Source organism: Citrobacter sp. R4 (genome assembly GCF_026719175.1).
Classification (GTDB): Bacteria; Pseudomonadota; Gammaproteobacteria; order Enterobacterales; family Enterobacteriaceae; genus Citrobacter_A; species Citrobacter_A sedlakii.
Window position 1 is genome coordinate 16,503 of sequence record NZ_JAPPSU010000002.1, and the last position, 18,492, is coordinate 34,994.

Genomic DNA, 18,492 nt, shown 5'->3' on the forward strand with positions numbered 1-18,492 from the left:
GGGCGGCGAAGCGGCCTGTACTGATTTCCGTCACTCGCAGACTCCGGCATAAACACTGCTGCACACTGCCTTATCGTTCATGCCAGCCAGCAGATCGAACTGCACACCGCCACGAGTGGTTAAGGCCCAGTCGCGATAAGACTCAATGCCATAAGCATCAACGGTAATGACTTCAATACGTTTTTCAGCACGGCGCGGGTCATGCGTGGACGGGAAGAATGTTGAATTGCCACGCCGTGAACATTCCGCAACCATCCTCTCCCATTCAGCCACACGGCGGATTTCTTCAGGCCAGCGCTGGAAAATTTCTGCAAGCTCGGACTTGCGGGCGTGAATGCATGGCATACACCCGACACGGCTGCAGCCCTGCAGATAAAGTGGGTTAGGCTTAATGCCATGGCGTCTGGCAAGAGCGAACACATCTTCATGCAGCCAGTTGAGGATCGGACGATAAACATGAAGGCCCGGTGTATCGTCTGCGTCTTCCTCCCACTCAGGCAGCAAAGCACGTTCTGGGGATTCCTGTCCCCTGACGCCCTGCCAGCTGATTACCTCGTCGTATTTCTCCAGAGCCGGGACGATCACCTGCGTACGCACCGGCTCATGTTTCAGCTCAAAAGTACAAAAACGAACTTTTGTTGAAGGAAAACGGCCTTTCCACATGCACAGATCAAGAAACGGAATGCCGGTTGGTTTAAGGATTTCCAGTGCCCGGTGGATACGTTCTGCAGCCTCATCCGGCGACATACCGCATTCCTGAACCAGAGAAACAGGCCACTTTTCCGCAATAAATTTACGTTTCCCTTCTATCTGGCGTGTGAAATCAGCTTTAACGCGGATAACCTTGCCCAGCTTTGATTCCAGATAATCCAGATATTCCATCGTCTGGGGGTGTTCATGGCCCGTATCAGCAAAGACAGAGATATGCGGAACATCGTTTTCAATGGCTCTTAGCCACTGTGCAAGACTATCTTTGCCGCCTGAAATACTGATGGTGTTGATGGTGCTGGCAGCGAAGCAGCGCGGATCGATGGCATTCATACGCGCACCTCAACGGTACGGTCTGGACCTCTGGCTAAATCAACACCGAACCAGCGCACTGACTTCGTGGCGATGATTTCGGCTGCAGATTTACCATCACCCGCAGCCACACCCATGCTGCGTTTTGCGGTGATACGGTGGCGGGTGAAATTACGATAAAGGGAGCGTGTCAGGGATGTGTCGCTGTTGGACACGATAACCGGATGACCTTCTGATGAGCGGCGCTCAAGAATAGACGCCAGATGATACTGATCGTCCTCCGTAAAACCGGCAGTGTGATAAGCGGTAAACGTGCCGTCATATGGTGGATCACAGTAGACAACATCCCCCGCCTGCAGCAGCGCCAGTGTCTCGTCATAGCTGCCGCAGATAAACGTTGCGCGTTGTGCCTTTTCGGCAAAAGCGCGTATTTCATTTTCAGGGAGATACGGATTTTTATAATTACCGTAAGGGACATTGAAAATTCCACTTAAGTTATAGCGGCACAAACCGCGATAACAATGGCGATTCAAATATAGAAAATATGCTGCTTTTTCTACTTCATTAGAAAGGGAGTAATTGAAGTGCTGGCGGACACGGTAATACTGAACATCCGAATTAAAACCTTTAAATAACTCCCTCGCTATCTGAATGACAGCCTCATGATCTTTCTGAATCATCAAATAAAGATTAATCAAATCAGGATTAATATCAGCAACAAGATAATGAGGATAGTCTGTCGCCATCATTACAGCGCATGAACCCGCGAAAGGTTCAACCAGTCGCGGGCCAGCAGGAAGGTGTTTTTTCAGTTCCGGCATGATGACGGTTTTATTTCCCGCCCATTTCAGGATAGTGCTCATACAGCACCTCCGTTGTAATGTTTGCCTTTCAGCTCTGCTATTTCCTGACAAGTGACGCAGCACTGCACGCCCGGAATGGCGCGGCGGCGAGCTGGCGGGATCGGCGCATCGCAATCAATGCAGAGAACACGGGAAACGCCCGGTGCCTTATTGCGGGCGGTGTGGATGTGGCGCTGGCGTTCTTCTTCAACGCGCTGTTGTACGAGGTCCATTGAATCAGCCATCAGTGGATCTCCTGCGCTTCGTTCTGAATCTTCACAGCTTCCTGACGCAGCAGCTCAGCCGCTTCCGTGTGGTTAAGCTGACGTGACACGATACGGGCAGCTAAAGAATCCAGACGCGCAGCCATCACATCTGCGCGTCCCCGGCGTTCTTCTTTGCGTGCCTCAGTCAGCAGCAGGTTGAGTCCAGCATCATCTGGTCCTGTTTTAATGGTACGGGTTTCAATATTTCGCATAGTTGTTTCTCCTGAATTTGGGCAATAAGAAGCCCGGCGGGTTTACGCCATTAATTTCTGTTGTGGATTAATTCGGCATGGTTAGCCGCTTTGGAAATAAGCTCACCACTGCACGAAAATGATTCATTGCGTTCACCAGTTCCCGCTTTTCGTCAGTAGTCAGTTCACTAATATTGACGCCGTGACGTTCTGCCGGAATTTTTGCCATATAAAAAATGGCTGCCAGTGCCCGCTCATTCTGTTTATTATTTACGTCGCGTGGATCGCGCATATCTTTAATAAACCTTTCAAGCTCCGGCTCAATATTCAGACCAAACACTTTAGCCCTCAATTCCGCAATATGGTTTAGTCCGTCCAGACGTTCACCGGGGCTTAATGGAACAGTCGCCGTAGCGCCTTCAATAGCCATGATTTCCCCTGTTTGGTTGTGGACAGGTCAGCCAGCAGTTCATCCTGAGAGCGGCACGGGTGCCAGCGTTTGCCATCCTTCCCCATGATCCAGCCGTGACCGTAGTGCATTGCCGGGCTTTGCTTTATGAGAAGTGACGCGAAAGATGGTTCTTTAGTCAGCATAACCACCTCAGATCAGACCGAACGAAGCACCGAGGCCCGTCACGGTATCCACCGCGCTTGCCATCGCCGGGTTAGCCTGCAAACGCGCCTGCATCGAAACGGCAGCCAGTGCCATCAGACGAGTAACAGAGTTAATGCTGCTGATAACATCGCGGCGGCCTGCGGTGGTTTTCACATCACCCGATACGGCACCCGCAGCAACACGTCCGATTTCAGCAGTAGCGCTCATGACGTAATGCGGCAGCTTCTCTTTTGCCACTTCGTTCATCGGTACACATGGCAGGCAGTGAATCTGAGCCAGAAAACCGTCAACCAGCGTGGAGTCCTCAGTGATATCCGTCAGCATCCAGATTTCCGGCGGCGTCAGTTGATGTGGCTGGTCCGGGTTCAGCTTGTTGCGCAGAGTCTGGACATTCATTCCGGCGCGTTCCGCCAGCTTCGCCATGTTGTGACGTAGTGCGAAAGCCCGGCAGGCGTCGTCAAAGTGCGGATGTTTGGAAATCTTATAATCAAACATGTGAGCCTCTTCGAAAGTTCTCATAATTGAACTCACTGACCAACAACAACGCGGAAGTTGGAATGACCAAGGGACTCGCGAACCTGATCGGTTTTGTACATAAGATAACGCAGGCTTACGCGGCCCTTATTTTTATCCTTTTTAACCATGTATTTAGCCAGCTGACCATGGTGGATTTTTTGATAAACAGAACCGCGTGAAATGCCTTCCCATTCGGCGAATTCCGCAGGCGTAGCCATCTCTTTTGGTACACGAATTGAAATATCAGTGCTCATAGTGCAGTATCTCTCAGTTAAGGTTTGGTTTATGTCGTTTTATCTTGTTTTATGTGATTCAACATTTGAACAATCGAGATACTACGATCCAATATTTGATACGTCAATAGGATTAAAAAATGATACAGGTGAAAGCAGGCGAGAATACAGGGGGTAGAGAGGCTATCCATAGGTTGATGGCTGCCTATGATTTCAAGTCCAGACAGCAGCTATGCGATCACCTAGGCGCATCTAAAAGCACCATGGCAAACAGATACTTAAGGGACAGCTTTCCTGCAGAATGGGTGATCCAATGCGCTCTTGAAACAGGCGTTTCGTTACTCTGGCTAACCACAGGACAAGGCGAACCAGGAGCAAAAATTGATGATAAAAAAAGTATCAATATCGTGAACTCCAGCAAGGTAAAACCTCTTTCTGAACTTATATCGCCAGAGATTGACAAGGCTACCCTTATAGGAGGTTCGTTGGTTGAAGCCGGGAAGGCCATCATTGATAGCAGCCTGCTTCCCCCTGACTCAAACGAGCTGCTTCTCGTAAATACCACTGGCGATTCATATTTAGTTGACCGTAACCAGACACCACCAGTGAATGGGATGTGGTTGGTCGATATCGACGGGATAAAAAGCATTGTTAAGCTAACTCGCCTTCCGGGAAACAGATTAGTTGTGCATCAAGATGACTCTTCGTTTGAGTGCAGCTTGGATGATATCGAGGTTGTTGGCCGCGCATTGAAAATTATTAAGAGCCTTTGATATGACCATCAGAAAACAGCCGAACGGAAAATGGTTGTGCGAGTGTTACCCGAACGGGCGTGACGGCAAGCGCGTGCGCAAGCAATTTGCGACAAAGGGCGAGGCTGTAGCATTCGAAAACTTCACCATGGATGAAGTGAACAAAAAGCCGTGGCTGGGTGAAAAGGAAGATCGGCGGCGTTTGTCAGAATTGATTGAGCAGTGGCACTCCCTTTACGGCCAGACGCTCGCAGACCCCAAGCGCCTAATGGCGAAACTGAATATTATCTGCAATGGCCTGGGCGATCCCGTCGCCTCTGAGTTAACCGCCGGTGACTTTACAAAATATCGCGAAGCACGATTAAAAGGTGAAGTACGTAACGAAAACGGCGCGCTGATGTCGCCAGTAAAGCCCCGCACGGTAAACCTGGAACAGCGTAACCTATCATCCGTTTTTGGCACCCTGAAAAAGCTGGGCCACTGGTCAGCGCCTAACCCGCTCGCCGGGCTACCAACATTCAAAATCGCAGAGGGGGAACTGGCGTTCCTTGCCCAAGACGAAATTAAACGCCTGCTTGATGCCTGCGCTGATTCTCAAAGCCCCAGCCTATTAATGATCGCAAAGGTATGCCTGGCCACCGGCGCGCGGTGGAGTGAAGCCGAAAACCTGCAGGGCCATCAGTTATCTAAATACCGGATCACCTATACCAAAACCAAAGGCAAGAAAAACCGAACCGTACCGATATCTCAGGATCTTTATGACGATCTGCCCAAAAACAGAGGTAAGCTATTCACACCCTGCAGAAAAGCTTTTGAGCGCGCAGTAAAAAGAGCGGGTATCGACTTGCCTGAAGGCCAGTGCACGCATGTACTGCGCCACACATTCGCCAGCCACTTTATGATGAACGGCGGAAACATACTGGTACTGCGCGATATTCTAGGCCATGCCGATATTAAAATGACGATGGTTTACGCACACTTTGCACCCGACCACCTGGAAGATGCCGTTACCAAAAACCCGCTTCACAATCTCAACTGGAACCGCTAATTTATGGCGGCACTTTGGCGGCAGAGCGTTAAAAAGGCATAAAACGGACAAACACCAAATAACACTAACACTCTGTTTTTAAACGTAAATAACTGATTTCATTACAGTAAAAATGGTATGTAGGAATTTCGGACGCGGGTTCAACTCCCGCCAGCTCCACCAATCATGATTGGACAGTGATAGGACATCGCTAGAAATAACAGGTAGTTAGCAGTCTCAGCAGGACACCAGCCAGACGGTGAGGGGACAAAAAAGGATACGCAAAGGAGCCGCGGCTCCCGAGTGATGAAAAAGCCCGCTTATGCGGGTTTTTTCATTTTACTTCACCAGCAAGTAAACCGCTGTATCATGGCGGTATGAAGATGAGCTAAGGATAGGCTTCTGTATCAGCTCAATGTTCATATAAAAACATTTCGAACTTTGGTGCACAAAACTACATAGGGATAACTTTATGTCTCTTCGTTTCAGACAAACGTTTACTCTGTTTCCTGGCGTTAAGCTCAACATTGGTAAACGTGGAATAAGCGCAAGCATCGGTGTACCTGGTGCAACTGTCAATGTTGGGACAAAAGGACTCAGAGCGACTGTCGGACTACCGGGTACAGGCTTATCTTATACTACACCTACCCTGCCCTATGATGATGGGCACTCAGTTACCAATCCATTAGCGCCGTCCTCCACAGAGCCACATTTTGGAATGCCGGAAGCATTTCCAAGTAACACCCCATCGAACGCTAAAATATATATGCCCATGGCTGGCATGAATGAAATTTCCAGCGCTTCGGTAGAAGTCCTGACGAGCACCTCCCTTTTACCTTTACGAGATTTGATTGCTAAAGCGCGAGAACAAAGGGCGGAGATAAAAGCTGACCTACAAGAGGCTCTTGCTGAAGAATCAAACCAAAAGAACGAGCTGGTTCGACGCAAATCAAGTCTATTCCGTTGGTTTTACAAACGACGTATCGCAGAACTTGAGACAGAACTCCCACTAACTCAGGCTGAGATATCTCGCCTAGTATCTTGGGAGGACAGCACAAAAATAGCCATAACCTTCGAGAGCAGTGATACTTCACAGCGCGCATATGCAGCAATGGTCCGTGCATTCGATATGTTAAAATCGAGTGTCAAAAAATGGGATATTACTGCAGATAAAGCTACAGACCAGTTTGCCGAAAGAACATTAGCAACCAGGTCTGTTAATCGTCACCCAGTTACCTTTGATTTCAGTTCAACGGATCTCATTCAATTTGCAGGGCGTGCGATGCGGTTTGAAAATGTGAATGGCGACGATATTTTGCTTTATCCTGGAGTTGCAGTCCTACCACGAGCTGATGGAGCGTTCGCTCTGATTGATTTACGCGAATTACAAATCAGTTCAGAATATCGAAGATTTCATGAGGAAGAAGGTGTTCCCAGTGATTCTCGCATAGATGGCCATACATGGGCGAAAACGAATAAGAATGGCTCGCCAGACCGGCGATTTAAAGACAACTACCAAATCCCTATTTGCATTTATGGAAATATTACTTTCCATTCTCAAACAGGGGTAACTGAAGAATATATGGTATCTAATGCAGATGCCGCGCAAGCCTTTGCTGAGGCAGTAAAGCGCTATCAGACATCACTCACAGAATCTGAAGCGTTGGTACAGACCTAACTTATCGCAGATATGGGGTGTCGGGGGTCGGAGGTTCAAATCCTCTCGTGCCGACCAAAATTCCCCTTAAGAACCAGCCTGTTATGGCTGGTTTTTTTATGCCTTAAATTTGAATGGGGAGCCTGTGGGGTGAAACCGGGGAATAAAGCCTGTTAGATACAAAGCAATTTACGATTGTTGCCTCGTTTTGCTCTCTGCTCAGTTTCGGAATTCATCAATACACAAATTTTTCATTTCGAATTACCGTATAGCCTCCCTTTAAATCATTACCGGCGCGCGCCACTTTTTCTCTCTACCCTATACTTTCAGTCTGACGACGGGAGGTTAACCTATGTGTGGAAGATTCGCTCAATCTCAAACCCGTGAAGAATACCTGAGCTATTTAGCTGATGAAGCTGAACGTGACATCGCATACGATCCGGAACCAATTGGTCGATACAATGTGGCTCCTGGGACCAAAGTTCTGCTGCTGAGTGAGCGTGACGAACAACTTCATCTTGATCCAGTTTACTGGGGGTACGCGCCAGGATGGTGGGAAAAACCGCCACTGATTAACGCACGCGTTGAAACTGCGGCCACCAGCAGAATGTTTAAACCTCTATGGCAGCATGGCCGGGCTATATGCTTCGCTGACGGATGGTTTGAATGGAAGAAGGAAGGCGATAAGAAACAGCCCTACTTCATCCACCGTGCAGACGGTCAACCAATATTTATGGCTGCGATCGGAAGCATACCGTTTGAGCGCGGCGACGAAGCTGAAGGTTTTCTCATCGTGACATCAGCAGCAGATCAGGGACTGGTCGATATACACGACCGACAGCCACTTGTGCTTACGCCGGAAGCAGCAAGGGAATGGATGCGACAGGATGTTGGGGGGAAAGAGGCAGAGGCGATAATTGCCGATGGTACAGTGCCAGTAGATAAATTTACCTGGCACGCTGTATCGCGTGCCGTGGGGAATGTGAAAAATCAAGGGGCTGATTTGATTATCCCGCTTTAACTTATTGTTTCCTTTCTAACAACTGCTTTATTGCTTCCAATTGAGAGGTTTGTCTTCTCATCTCCAGAAGGCGCATCGCTTCATAAGCTTCGATTCCAACTAATTGTTGATCTCCCAACATATCGAGGTCATTAATCAACATATCTACTTCTTCTTTAGTTATTGGCGTTCTCATGAAAGTCTCGCTTTGGTAATTGATGGTATACATTCATTTTATCTCACTCTCAGCAGATCGGAGTACCTTGTAGTATATCGAGGCGAAAGCTTCTCTCGCTTCATCTGCCATTGCTGCTGGATACCCTGCCCGGCGAAATAGAGAGTTCCCTTCCCATCTTTGGCGTTGAGGTGGTCCAACACTTCCATTAGTTTTTCGCTGCCGGCACGCGGCGCATTATCATCAAACAGGTTAAGCTGCGCCACGCCCTGGCTGAAAAAGTCACCCAGCATCACACCCGCCTTTTGATAACGGTGCCCGTCTTTCCAGATAACATCAAGACAACGCGTGGCCGCGCCGATAATGTCCCTGCTGTCCTGCGTTGGTGTCAACAATTTAACGGAAGCGCTGTTACCGTAATAAGGCTCATTGAGGGCAAAGGGTGAGGTTTTGACGAATACCGAAATAAACCTGCAATACTGATGTTCCCCGCGGAGTTTTTCAGCCGCACGCGCTGCGTAACTGCAAATGGCCTGCCTCATCTGCTCGTAATCAGTTACCCGATCGCCGAACGAACGGGAGCAGACAATTTCCTGCTTTGCCGACGCAAACTCTTCCAGCCCCAGGCATGATTCGCCACGGAGCTCTCTTACAGTCCTTTCCAACACCACGCTGAAATGCTTACGGATAAACCGGATGTCGGTGTCTGCCAGATCGAGAACCGTCTTGATCCCCATGGACTCGAGTTTTTTAGCGATTCGGCGACCAACGCCCCATGTTTCATCAACCGGCAGCGCCGCCATTAATTTACGCTGCCGATCAAAATTTGACAGGTCGACTACACCGCCGGTTTGCCTCAGCCACTTTTTCGCCGCATGATTTGCCAACTTGGCCAGCGTCTTTGTCTGCCCTATGCCAACGCCCACCGCAAGTCGTGTATTCCTGTAGACAGCTTCCTGCAGTTCCCTGCCGAAGTCTTCCAGCACACGGCAGTTACGCACACCAGTCAGATCACAGAACGCTTCGTCTATAGAGTAAATCTCTACCCGCGGTGCCAGCTCTTCGAGCGTGGTCATCACACGCTGGCTCATATCCGCGTACAGCTCATAGTTGCTGCTGAAGCAAACGACGCCTGCGCGCCGAATTTGATCTTTTAACTTGAAGTACGGCTCCCCCATCGCTATCCCAGCGGCTTTAGCTTCCGCGCTACGCGCAATCACGCAACCGTCATTGTTAGACAATACGACAACGGGCCTTCCCTTAAGATCTGGCCTAAATACCGTCTCGCAACTCGCATAAAACGAGTTCACATCAACCAGGGCAAACATCATAACTCCGCTCAGCCTCAGCGACTGGCATAACGTAAGTCGATGTTTTTCTAAAGTTATAATTCATAAATCCTCCCTTGCATTGACACTGAGTTTTAAAACAGTATAAATACTGTATATCCAACCAGTAAAGTAAGGAGAAAAAATATGTTTGTTGAGCTGGTTTATGACAAGCGTAATGTTGAGGGATTGACGGGAGCCAGAGAGATCATCTTGGCTGAACTGACGAAGCGTGTGCATCGGATTTTCCCGGATGCAGAAGTGAAGGTGAAGCCGATGCAGGCAAACGGCCTGAATAGCGACGCCAGCAAAAGCGATCGAGAAAAGCTAAACCGTATGCTTGAGGAAATGTTTGAAGAAGCCGATATGTGGCTTGTTACTGAATTCACTTAAGTGCTCAAAATATTTAATTATTTTCTTGACCTATAGCACCGAAAGGGCTAATTTGACTCGCATTATGGCAGCAATGCCCCCTCCTGTATTCCAACAATAAAAGCTCCGTCGGGAGCTTTTTAAAGGTTATATATGCGATTGATAAGCAGCTACACTGCACCCACACCGGAAGACCTGCATGAGCTTAAAGCGCGTCTCGGTTACACCGGAAACCAGATGGCTGACCTTGCCGGTGTTGCCAGCAACAGCCAGTGGCGCAAGTACACTGGCGGCGAATCTCCCCGCGCAATGTCGCCTCATATCCTCTTTTTCATGGCGGCACAGTTGGCGTTAAGCGATAAAGAACTTACTGCTGTAATAAACAAAATGAGGGAAATCGGCGCATGTATTAAGAGCAAATAAATGGATCTAATATTATACAGACAAATCAAATCTAAGCTTCTTCCATCAAGTTGAGCTTGTTTATCAAAGAATATTTCTTCGTGATATATACACTGTTAGCTGGAATGTCTTTATTTACAAAAGACATTGCTCCAATAATAACATTATCCCCTATTGTTAAGTCATCACCTATAATACATGAGTTAGCGCCTATTTCTACATTATCACCGATTTTAATAGCGTTTATTCCATCAACAGTTTTTAGTCCAATTGTTGTATTCTGTCGAATGCGAACATTCTTGCCAATGATAGCTTGGGGGCAGATGACAATCCCAACAAAGTGATAAATTTTAAAACCTTCACCGATCTTAGCACCCAACCCTATATCAGTGTTGTATTTCGACACTAACATGCTATGAATTCTACGTGCCCATCTAACTCTATTTTTCCCGCCCTGAGAATAAAGGCAGTTAGCTATCCTCCACCAACACATAAACCTGTATCCTCGCTGCCGTAAACAACGGAGGTAAACTCTCCTCCATGAGAATTTTTTTCTTCCTTTAAGAACTTCAACATGAAGTAGTCTTTTCAATTCTTCATAATGTTGTCTGCGATAATCGGTCATATATAATCCCTTAGCAATGAGAGGGCTATAATAACATATAATCACAGAGATAAAAGCCAATCAAAACAAAAAATATGATATTTTTAAAAAAAACACAGCTATTTTTTGGGCTTATCCGGCCAAGAAATAGCTGGAGCCGTGTTAAGATTAAGTTTATTAAGTTCAATCCGGAATTTACGCCATTTCGTTAAAAGTGCTTTATCCTCCTCCGTTGCCATATCAAAATCAATAGTATCCTGTAATATTTCAATATTAGTATTTGCGAGTTTCATTAATTCATTTTTTAATAACTCTGCATCTCTCACATGAGCATTATGCTCAGCTTCACTATCGCTTACCCATGCGCTACCATTCCATTTCTGCCATTCATTTTCGGGGGGAAGAGTTGTTGTCCCTACAGGATACGGGCCAAGTTCAGTAATCAATTGCTTATTGCCATTTTCTGTATCAAAAACACTCTCGCCACGATGATCCTCACACAAAAACCATTTTTTCTTATTTGTATCAAAAATTGCCGCAAACCCTGCTTCAATTACAGGTGGCTTTATTGTTGTGCAGTTAGCGGGCAACCCCGTATAAGCAGGAATGTAAGCGTCACCGATACCAATGAATTCGTTTGTATCGGAACGAAGATTATAAACAGTAATTGTTTGATCGATTTCACTCATTGTAAAAGTCATTATGCAAGTCTCACTATATAGTTAAACGCAATGTTTCTAACTGTCGTTTCGGGGTTACCTGTAGCGTTGACGGTAATGATATGACTATGAGCTCCTATTGCGACAGTATGAGAGTGCGCACCTATTCCAACCCAATGATCGTGGGCGCCAATCCAAACAGAGTGCGCGTGATTCCCAGCAGCACCAGATGTTCCGTCAAATGTTGGATTATCAAACCCTATATTACCCCAAGAACTATTTGTCGGGGCATTACCCCTCCACACTGTATGAGTATGGTCACCTGAAGCATTCGTACTTTTAGAACCGTAGTCAAAAGCCGTTGTTTGTTTTGAACCATAGTCGAATGTTGATACTGTTTTTGTTCCCAAGTCTGTATCGGATGCATTGGCGCTGTGAATATGCGACTTAATGCCGTCTTGCTCCAGAGACAATACAGCACGTCCACTTACAGGTTTTCCTTTGATTGTCCATCCTCGCATATCCGGTATAACGCCTGAAGGATAGGCAATAGCTAATAGAGGATAAGCTGATTTATCGAATTCCTGTCCTTGCATTAACGCATAACCAAGAGGAGTTGAATCAGAAGACCAAGGGATTGGGGCACCTATGGGATAAACATCATTTAAATTTAATATCGCCAACTCACCTAAGCCCAGATTCGTTCTGGCCATATCTTTATCTAACAGATCAGACAGGTTCATCTCTTTTTGCAGGGCATTAACAATACGCATATCATCGCCTGCCGCAACAGTATTGGCTGTTTTCCCTACGTCCAGTACAGCCGCCCTCTTCAGGCCGAGGTTTTTTCGTGACAGAGCAACATCCTTCACATCACTAAGATTAGCGTCCTGTCTTAGAAATAACCCGTCTCCAGTTGCTACCTTCAACTCAATGCTCGCGGTTTCAGATATCGCCAGTCGGTATTGCAGGTTTACGCTTACACCATTTTCTGGCTTCTCGATGGCCGCACAATTCGCTAATGAATAAAGTTCTCCCGCATCTGTCAGCAGGCCGACTTCCCTTACAACAAACCCTCCAATTTCTGCCGTTAACACCAGTTGAGCAATAAACTGGTTCGCCTGATCGGGTGAGATCTGCAACGCAGAAATCGCACCGCGATAGACTTCACGTACAAGTTTCGTCTGTGCTGGATCTGGTTTAACGGACTGCCCATTTCCATCGCCAATAACAAAATCTTTGATAAGAATAGGCTCTCCGCTTGCAGAAGACTGTGCCTCAAGTTCTTTACCCCGGTTGGTCAGAATACTGTAATACTTCTCAGCCATGATTATTCTCCGGCCACAACAACATCAATCCAGGCGGTAACTGCGCCGCCGGTATAATAGGTTCCCTTAGTTCCAAGGTCGGCTATCACATCAATAGTGGTAAGCAGGCTGCGAAGGTTTTTAGCTTTATCCACCTGGCGGCGTATGCGCTGATACAGCGCCTCGTCAATGGCTTGGGTGCTGTAGACCTCTACACGAAAGGTATACGGTGGTTTGCGGGGCTCATCCTCCCACCACTCCACAACTGTGGTCGGTAGATCGATTGCTCCCAGTGAACGCCTGACAGCGCCAGCAGTACCGCGGTGCTGGTGAACATAGGGCGCATCTTTTATCACCTGCCGCTTCTGCGCCTCTGTCCAGCTGTCATCCCAGAAATCAACAGCGCTTTCCCATGCCAGCCACGGAAGAAGATGTGCCGGGCAGTCGTCGGCATTCTTCACCTTGCGCACCATATCGGTATCCAGTGACATGATCAGTTCCGTTGCGGCCTGCTCCTGCGCCCGTTCTTCCCTGAAAGCACTGGGCGGCAACAGGGAGCGAAATTTATCAGCCATTACCACTTTCCTCCTCTCGCGTAACATTAATCGCGGTACACCACGGTGCTTTGCCGGCTTCGGCTTCCAGATCTGCAACCGGGGAAATCAGTTTCACCCTTACAACACCGGCCTGCTGCAGCGCAGCATAGATTGCTGAAAGAGGGATGACGGCTTTTATTCGGTGAGAAAGGATGGTGTATGCCTGTAAAACATCAGTCGCATTCTTCAGCACCGTCTGCGCGTCCGGTCCGTCCGGTATTTGAAGTCTGGCGGTCACTTCATACCTGACGATCTCTGCACTTTTAACTGTCACATAATCAGTTAACGGGCGGACTTCATCAGCGTTCAGATTGCGTCTGACAGCTTCCAACAGCGTTTCCCCCGCCGTACCATCCCCTTTTCGCGACAGAACATAGATATCTACTTCGCCGGGGCGATTGTGGGTTTCCGGACCATAGGCATCCGAGTCCAGCACATCGGTGTCTGCTGATTTGGCATGGAAGCGGTATGCGTTTCGCGCACCGGCGGTGTTTAGCTGCGCCCATGAAAGCTGGATGCGCTCACGGAAAGCGTCATCGTCTTCATAGACAGGATCGACGGGTGGCACGGCATTCGGATCACCCGGCGTAATAACAAGCCGTTTAACATTAAACGCCGCACCGAGTTGATCGAGATCGTCACCTTTTGAACTTGCAAGAAATACTGCCCGGACAGCGTCATTGACACGCTGGAAAGCCAGCATTAACTGATAAGCTGTTATCTCTCCCTGTTTGTAGGTCGGATCCGATTCCACCAGCGCATCAAATGCCGGATCCAGTTCGCGCAGGCGCGCCAGCCATCGGGTAAAAATATCTGCGGCATCCGGTACCACTATTGCATCCGGTACCGCCAGGGCGGACAGGTTAATCACGTCATAGCTGCTTGCCATAAATCGGTATGCCTCCGGTGCTGACAGGAAGATTGTTTTCTTTGTTAATCCCTTCGATATCCACCACACACCCCGTTTCATCTGCCGGGAAAGAGACGGCCACGCGCGTGACCTTTAGCCGGGGTTCCCAGCGCGCCAGCGCCGAGGCGGTCGCTGCGATAATGCGCAGCCTGGTCAGGTCATCACGGGGGTTGTCTACCAGTAAAAACAGGTTGCTGCCATAATCACGGACCAGCAGACGGCTGCCGACGGGCGTGGAGAGGATGTCGCTGACCGACTGACGCAAATGGTCAATACCGGACAGGCGTTTACCCGTCCGGCTGTTTACGCCGTTCATAGTATTTTTCCGTATCGGGTCCGCCGGGTGGCGGAACGTTAGCCGAAGTAATCCGGGCCGGTTTTATCCTTGTTGCCGGATTTTTTAGAGGATTTTGCAGGTTTGCGAATATCAACCACCAGGTTGTATGTGTAGCTGAACCCGGCAGGTGTCAGGGAATACACCAGCGATTCCACCACCCAGGTACGATCCTCCCGCTCACCAAAACCGGAGGTAGACACTCCAGATTCTGCCGTGAGAGGAACATGCTTAGGGCGACACGGGCCAGAAACTGTCATTTTCTGTTCATTGCGTAGGGCCTGTGTCTTTTTTGATTTAGCCTGCTGGTCAGCCGTGGCCTTCACCGGCTGGGTATAGGGATTAGCCATCGTGGGACCATCATGGTCAACCGTGGTGGTTTTGGTCTTCCCATCCGCTTCATCGTAATACCGCACACCGATTTTGCCCGATGACTTACCACCACTGCCGGTAGCTTTCCCCGTAGAACTTCCCCGTTCCCCCTCACTGTATGACCAGTTCGATACTTCATCCGGGGTGATGACCAGCGCATCAGTTTGCCTGCCAGAAGCGTTCGCCGTAGCGCCTTGCCTGAGAAACAACCAGTAGCCGCCGGAGGGTTTGCTTACAGCGTTCCATGTCCTGGCAAGGCGGGTCAGCAGATTGGCGTCGGATTCTGCCACCTGGTCGATATGATCGATATGAATATCAGCAAGCTCTGAGGCCACTTTGGGCTTCAGCCCGTTTTCAATAGCAACGGTCTTGACCAGATCCGCCAGCCGCAGATTATCCCAGCTGCGCGTTTTATGGCTAAGCACATCGCCTGGCTGTTTCTGCGCGTTCATCGGCGCCGCGGTGGCATATATCTCGATACGACGTGGCGGGCCGCTGCTGCCAACACCGGACACCACGAACCAGCCCTTATCCACTAACTGGTCGTTAAAGCCCAGCGCGACACTTAGCCGTGCCCCTTTTGTCGGCAGGGACAGCGTTTCCGACAGAAGAGTGATTTTCAGCTCATCCGCCTTTGCCGTGGAGCCGCCGTAATCGGTGAGTGTCAGCTCCGTTAGGCTTTGCTGTAGCGCGCGGGTAATGTCTTTCCCTTCGGCGCTAACACTGTATGCGGGCGCATATTCTGGTTTAACAATCTGTTCGGTCATTTTAATCCCACAGGTTGAATGCAGATTCCTGAACGGGCGGAGACATATCCGGCAATGTGATAAGCAGACCTGACGGATAAACTGCCCCGCGGTCAGCCAGCCCCGGATTCGCTTCCAGTACCTGCGTCACAATATAAGAGAGGTTTTCCGTGCCGTAACGCGCTGCACAAATCGCATCCAGCACATCACCGTCATGGGTTTGATATATCGTCTGCATAATGTTTCAGCGTCATCGTCCAGTTTTTGTTACGGTGGCCGCCGCCTGGCAGAAAACGGCTGGTGGAATCGGAGAAGTCGATTACAACCCACCAGCCCAGCACATCGCCTTCGCCACTGACCAGCTGCTGTGGCTTTTTCTGATCGGCGAGGTCATAGAGATCGTTAACGGCATCCACCCCTTTACGGAAGAAAGCATGCGATTCCCCCTCGAGTCGGACGGTTCGCCCCGGCTTGCCGGTATACTGCAGTAAATCCTGTTTGCCGATCCGCTCCTGCTCGCTCCATCGCCAACTGGCCTCGCGGGTCAGTTGTTTATACGCCGTGGTATCGATGGAAAAGGCAAAGCCCCCAAGCATCATCATCACCCTGGCGGCCTGCCCGCCACGAACAGAGCTGGACCGGGACTGTCCGAAATCCTCAAAGACAGGTATGATTTCACTCACCAGATTTGTCCTCCGTCCAGCATGCTGCTGTCTCCCGTAAATGCCGGATTGCTTTTCGCCACCGCCCCCACCTCATCAGCAATCGCTCGTTCGTCCTGGCCTGGTGCACCGTAAATTTCAAACCGGTATTCAAACTTGCGGTTATCAGTAAGCTGTCGCGGTGGAGGTTGTTTATCAGCAGTATCTAATCGCTGTAATAGTGTGTCCCAGTAATCCGCCCCGGTCTGCCCCTGTTCACGGCCCGTCTGTCCGGCCATCCCTGCAGAGTCAGGCCAAGCCTGGTTGATGCTTACGGCCGACGGGCCAGATGGCTCTGCAGCCAGCGGACGATTCTCCCGTAAACCTGCCCCGGCACCCGTCTGCATGCCGGGTTGCTGACGGTTGCCTTGCAGCGAGGTGCTCCAGTCAAACTGTGCACCGCTGCTCTCCGGCGTCACATACTTATCGAGTGTGGAGTTGAATGTGTCCTCGTCGTCACGGAAAAAACCTCGCGTATCGCGGTACGATTTTTTCACATCATCCGGGAGATCCGGTTTTTCCTTAAGCTGCTGCTCAAACCATTCGCCCTGACCGTTACGCTGCGCGGTGATACGGGCAATATCGACTGAGCCTGTCATGGCCAGCGATTTGAGCACGTCCCGTTGATCGCCTCGCTCATCCGGCAGCAGCCAGGACAGTTTTTTCGCCAGCGCATAAGCCACTTTCCCGACGAAGACAATCCCCTGCCCGAAGGTCAGCACCCCGGGGTAAAGATCATTACGCAGGAAGCTGACAATGCGCTTTATCCCGCCACCCTTAAACCACTCTGCCAGATCGTCAGTCAGTCGGCGGATGTCCGGGGCCAGTTCGTTCCCCAGTTGTCCCGAAATCTCTGCAACTGCGGAGGAGAAGACGGTGCGCAGGTTCGTGACGGCGCGGTTGCCCGCCATCGCCCCTTCGGCGCCCTCTTTCGTGACGAGGTTATACCGCCGCTGCTCGTCCATCAGGTCGCGGTAACTTTTTCCGGATTGTTTCAGGAGCATCAGCAGTTTGCTGGCCTCACCGCCAAACAGCGAATCCAGAGCAAATGAGGCTTTCGACTCATCCTGCAGACTGAGCGCACGCTCAACAATTTTTTCAAACTGCGCCATATCGCTGAGCCCGGCCAAATCACCCGCCTTAAATCCCAGCGTATCAAACGCATCCTGCAGTGAACCCTGCTTGCCGTTCTGCTTGTACTCCCCCGCTTTGTGTAGGTACTCCTCGAACAGGTCGCCTATATTCTCCCCATTCATGTCGTACTGTTTCGCGAGCGTGTCCCAGGCATCAAACGTCGGAATATCAACGCCATAGCTTTTTGCCACGCCTGCGCGCTGGGCCGTTTCCGCGTTGGTGGCTGCCGGGGCGATCAGGGTACCCAGAGCGGAGGCCACCACGCCCCCGCCACCAATCGCCAGCCCCGGCGCCACCATGCCGCCCAGTTGTCCGGCGATACCCAGACCGCGGCGAAACAGCCCTTTCCCGGCGCCTCTGAACGCCGCGAGCCGTTGCGCCTTCTGCATCTGCTGATTCAGCTTCTGCTGCTCGGTCTCCGTTTTGCGGATTTCACGGGACACTTCACTGTAACGGCGTTTCAGATCGCCCAGGCTTTGCCCTGCCAGCTTTGCTTTCTTAATCTCCGCCGCCAGCTTCGCCTGGTCTTTTGTCAGTTTTTCTGACTGCTTCCCGACGTCCTTCAGGCTCTTTTGCAGACCGTTCGCTGAACGGTTCCAGGAGCTGTCGATATTGCCGCCAAAGGTAATGACGGCCTTAAGATTCTGGCTTAATCCTGCCACGATTTACCGCCTCCACTTCGTCGGTGAGAAAATCAGAAAACACGCTGAATGGCATATCCAGGTATTCCGT

General features: G+C 49.8%; 25 protein-coding genes and 2 pseudogenes. 6 read left to right on the forward strand and 21 right to left on the reverse strand.

Features of this window, described 5'->3' with window-relative positions:
- Positions 1-30 precede the first annotated feature (30 nt).
- The 8 genes from OOJ60_RS05515 to OOJ60_RS05550 all read right to left on the reverse strand — a co-directional run bounded on the left by OOJ60_RS05515 (position 31) and on the right by OOJ60_RS05550 (position 3,705).
- Positions 31-1,041 carry a phosphoadenosine phosphosulfate reductase domain-containing protein gene (locus OOJ60_RS05515; RefSeq protein WP_205612170.1) on the reverse strand — a complete coding sequence of 337 codons (1,011 nt, stop codon included), beginning with the start codon at positions 1,039-1,041 and terminating at the stop codon, positions 31-33.
- On the reverse strand, positions 1,038-1,883 hold the full coding sequence (locus OOJ60_RS05520) for a DNA adenine methylase (protein WP_205612171.1): 846 nt from the start codon (positions 1,881-1,883) through the stop codon (positions 1,038-1,040). Before OOJ60_RS05520 ends, OOJ60_RS05515 begins: the two co-directional genes overlap by 4 nt.
- Complete coding sequence (locus OOJ60_RS05525) at positions 1,880-2,107, reverse strand: TraR/DksA family transcriptional regulator (RefSeq protein WP_013098805.1); 228 nt, start codon at positions 2,105-2,107, stop codon at positions 1,880-1,882. The genes OOJ60_RS05520 and OOJ60_RS05525 overlap by 4 nt, the downstream gene beginning before the upstream one ends.
- Positions 2,107-2,340 (reverse strand): DUF2732 family protein, encoded by a 234-nt coding sequence (locus OOJ60_RS05530; RefSeq protein WP_045415245.1) that lies wholly within the window; start codon positions 2,338-2,340, stop codon positions 2,107-2,109. The genes OOJ60_RS05525 and OOJ60_RS05530 overlap by 1 nt, the downstream gene beginning before the upstream one ends.
- 67 nt (positions 2,341-2,407) lie before the next feature.
- A complete protein-coding gene (locus OOJ60_RS05535) occupies positions 2,408-2,749 on the reverse strand; it encodes a DUF5347 domain-containing protein (RefSeq protein ID WP_205612172.1) in 342 nt (113 codons plus the stop codon).
- A complete protein-coding gene (locus OOJ60_RS05540) occupies positions 2,713-2,913 on the reverse strand; it encodes a phage filamentation protein Fil family protein (RefSeq protein ID WP_015386352.1) in 201 nt (66 codons plus the stop codon). The genes OOJ60_RS05535 and OOJ60_RS05540 overlap by 37 nt, the downstream gene beginning before the upstream one ends.
- 7 nt (positions 2,914-2,920) lie before the next feature.
- Positions 2,921-3,430 (reverse strand): phage regulatory CII family protein, encoded by a 510-nt coding sequence (locus OOJ60_RS05545; RefSeq protein ID WP_103786896.1) that lies wholly within the window; start codon positions 3,428-3,430, stop codon positions 2,921-2,923.
- A 32-nt stretch (positions 3,431-3,462) separates the two neighbouring features.
- Positions 3,463-3,705: a Rha family transcriptional regulator gene (locus tag OOJ60_RS05550; protein WP_057060132.1), complete on the reverse strand. Its 243-nt coding sequence runs from the start codon at positions 3,703-3,705 to the stop codon at positions 3,463-3,465.
- Between the two features lie 119 nt (positions 3,706-3,824).
- Between OOJ60_RS05550 and OOJ60_RS05555 the strand changes: the two genes are divergently transcribed.
- From OOJ60_RS05555 to OOJ60_RS05570, 4 genes are all read left to right on the forward strand, one after another.
- Positions 3,825-4,457: a phage repressor protein CI gene (locus OOJ60_RS05555; RefSeq protein ID WP_057060131.1), complete on the forward strand. Its 633-nt coding sequence runs from the start codon at positions 3,825-3,827 to the stop codon at positions 4,455-4,457.
- A 1-nt stretch (position 4,458) separates the two neighbouring features.
- Positions 4,459-5,484, forward strand: a complete 1,026-nt coding sequence (locus OOJ60_RS05560; protein ID WP_205612173.1) for a site-specific integrase — start codon at positions 4,459-4,461, stop codon at positions 5,482-5,484.
- A 451-nt stretch (positions 5,485-5,935) separates the two neighbouring features.
- Positions 5,936-7,141 (forward strand): DUF4236 domain-containing protein, encoded by a 1,206-nt coding sequence (locus tag OOJ60_RS05565; RefSeq protein ID WP_205612174.1) that lies wholly within the window; start codon positions 5,936-5,938, stop codon positions 7,139-7,141.
- A 331-nt stretch (positions 7,142-7,472) separates the two neighbouring features.
- A complete protein-coding gene (locus tag OOJ60_RS05570) occupies positions 7,473-8,141 on the forward strand; it encodes an SOS response-associated peptidase (protein ID WP_205612175.1) in 669 nt (222 codons plus the stop codon).
- A 1-nt stretch (position 8,142) separates the two neighbouring features.
- Here OOJ60_RS05570 and OOJ60_RS05575 read toward each other — a convergent pair whose 3' ends face one another.
- The gene (locus tag OOJ60_RS05575) at positions 8,143-8,349 is read right to left on the reverse strand and encodes a hypothetical protein (protein WP_199956558.1); all 207 of its coding nucleotides are present in this window, start codon (positions 8,347-8,349) and stop codon (positions 8,143-8,145) included.
- A gap of 5 nt (positions 8,350-8,354) precedes the next feature.
- Positions 8,355-9,623, reverse strand: a complete 1,269-nt coding sequence (locus OOJ60_RS05580) for a Y-family DNA polymerase (protein ID WP_205612398.1) — start codon at positions 9,621-9,623, stop codon at positions 8,355-8,357.
- Positions 9,624-9,770: 147 nt separating this feature from the next.
- Between OOJ60_RS05580 and OOJ60_RS05585 the strand changes: the two genes are divergently transcribed.
- Together OOJ60_RS05585 and OOJ60_RS05590 are read left to right on the forward strand one after the other, a co-directional pair.
- On the forward strand, positions 9,771-10,016 hold the full coding sequence (locus tag OOJ60_RS05585) for a DinI family protein (protein ID WP_205612176.1): 246 nt from the start codon (positions 9,771-9,773) through the stop codon (positions 10,014-10,016).
- 216 nt (positions 10,017-10,232) lie between these two features.
- A complete protein-coding gene (locus tag OOJ60_RS05590; protein WP_233470880.1) occupies positions 10,233-10,418 on the forward strand; it encodes a hypothetical protein in 186 nt (61 codons plus the stop codon).
- 31 nt (positions 10,419-10,449) lie between these two features.
- On the opposite strand, the gene OOJ60_RS05595 is transcribed toward OOJ60_RS05590, so the two are convergent.
- The 11 genes and pseudogenes from OOJ60_RS05595 to OOJ60_RS05640 all read right to left on the reverse strand — a co-directional run bounded on the left by OOJ60_RS05595 (position 10,450) and on the right by OOJ60_RS05640 (position 18,422).
- Positions 10,450-11,022: a serine O-acetyltransferase gene (locus OOJ60_RS05595; protein WP_205612178.1), complete on the reverse strand. Its 573-nt coding sequence runs from the start codon at positions 11,020-11,022 to the stop codon at positions 10,450-10,452.
- A 98-nt stretch (positions 11,023-11,120) separates the two neighbouring features.
- Positions 11,121-11,702 carry a tail fiber assembly protein gene (locus OOJ60_RS05600; protein ID WP_205612179.1) on the reverse strand — a complete coding sequence of 194 codons (582 nt, stop codon included), beginning with the start codon at positions 11,700-11,702 and terminating at the stop codon, positions 11,121-11,123.
- A pseudogene (locus tag OOJ60_RS24745) lies at positions 11,702-12,322 on the reverse strand (phage tail protein); the annotation flags it as partial. The pseudogene OOJ60_RS24745 and the gene OOJ60_RS05600, both read right to left, overlap by 1 nt.
- A gap of 318 nt (positions 12,323-12,640) precedes the next feature.
- Positions 12,641-12,988, reverse strand: a pseudogene (locus OOJ60_RS24750) (phage tail protein); the annotation flags it as partial.
- 2 nt (positions 12,989-12,990) lie between these two features.
- Complete coding sequence (locus tag OOJ60_RS05610; RefSeq protein WP_205612180.1) at positions 12,991-13,542, reverse strand: phage tail protein I; 552 nt, start codon at positions 13,540-13,542, stop codon at positions 12,991-12,993.
- A complete protein-coding gene (locus OOJ60_RS05615) occupies positions 13,535-14,452 on the reverse strand; it encodes a baseplate assembly protein (protein ID WP_205612181.1) in 918 nt (305 codons plus the stop codon). The genes OOJ60_RS05610 and OOJ60_RS05615 overlap by 8 nt, the downstream gene beginning before the upstream one ends.
- Positions 14,436-14,789 (reverse strand): GPW/gp25 family protein, encoded by a 354-nt coding sequence (locus OOJ60_RS05620; protein WP_181822709.1) that lies wholly within the window; start codon positions 14,787-14,789, stop codon positions 14,436-14,438. The genes OOJ60_RS05615 and OOJ60_RS05620 overlap by 17 nt, the downstream gene beginning before the upstream one ends.
- A gap of 38 nt (positions 14,790-14,827) precedes the next feature.
- The gene (locus OOJ60_RS05625) at positions 14,828-15,946 is read right to left on the reverse strand and encodes a contractile injection system protein, VgrG/Pvc8 family (protein ID WP_205612182.1); all 1,119 of its coding nucleotides are present in this window, start codon (positions 15,944-15,946) and stop codon (positions 14,828-14,830) included.
- A 1-nt stretch (position 15,947) separates the two neighbouring features.
- Positions 15,948-16,163 carry a tail protein X gene (locus OOJ60_RS05630; protein WP_205612183.1) on the reverse strand — a complete coding sequence of 72 codons (216 nt, stop codon included), beginning with the start codon at positions 16,161-16,163 and terminating at the stop codon, positions 15,948-15,950.
- Positions 16,138-16,608: a phage tail protein gene (locus OOJ60_RS05635; RefSeq protein WP_205612184.1), complete on the reverse strand. Its 471-nt coding sequence runs from the start codon at positions 16,606-16,608 to the stop codon at positions 16,138-16,140. Before OOJ60_RS05635 ends, OOJ60_RS05630 begins: the two co-directional genes overlap by 26 nt.
- Positions 16,605-18,422, reverse strand: coding sequence for a hypothetical protein (locus tag OOJ60_RS05640; RefSeq protein ID WP_205612185.1), 1,818 nt, complete (start codon positions 18,420-18,422; stop codon positions 16,605-16,607). Before OOJ60_RS05640 ends, OOJ60_RS05635 begins: the two co-directional genes overlap by 4 nt.
- Between the last annotated feature and the right edge of the window lie 70 nt (positions 18,423-18,492).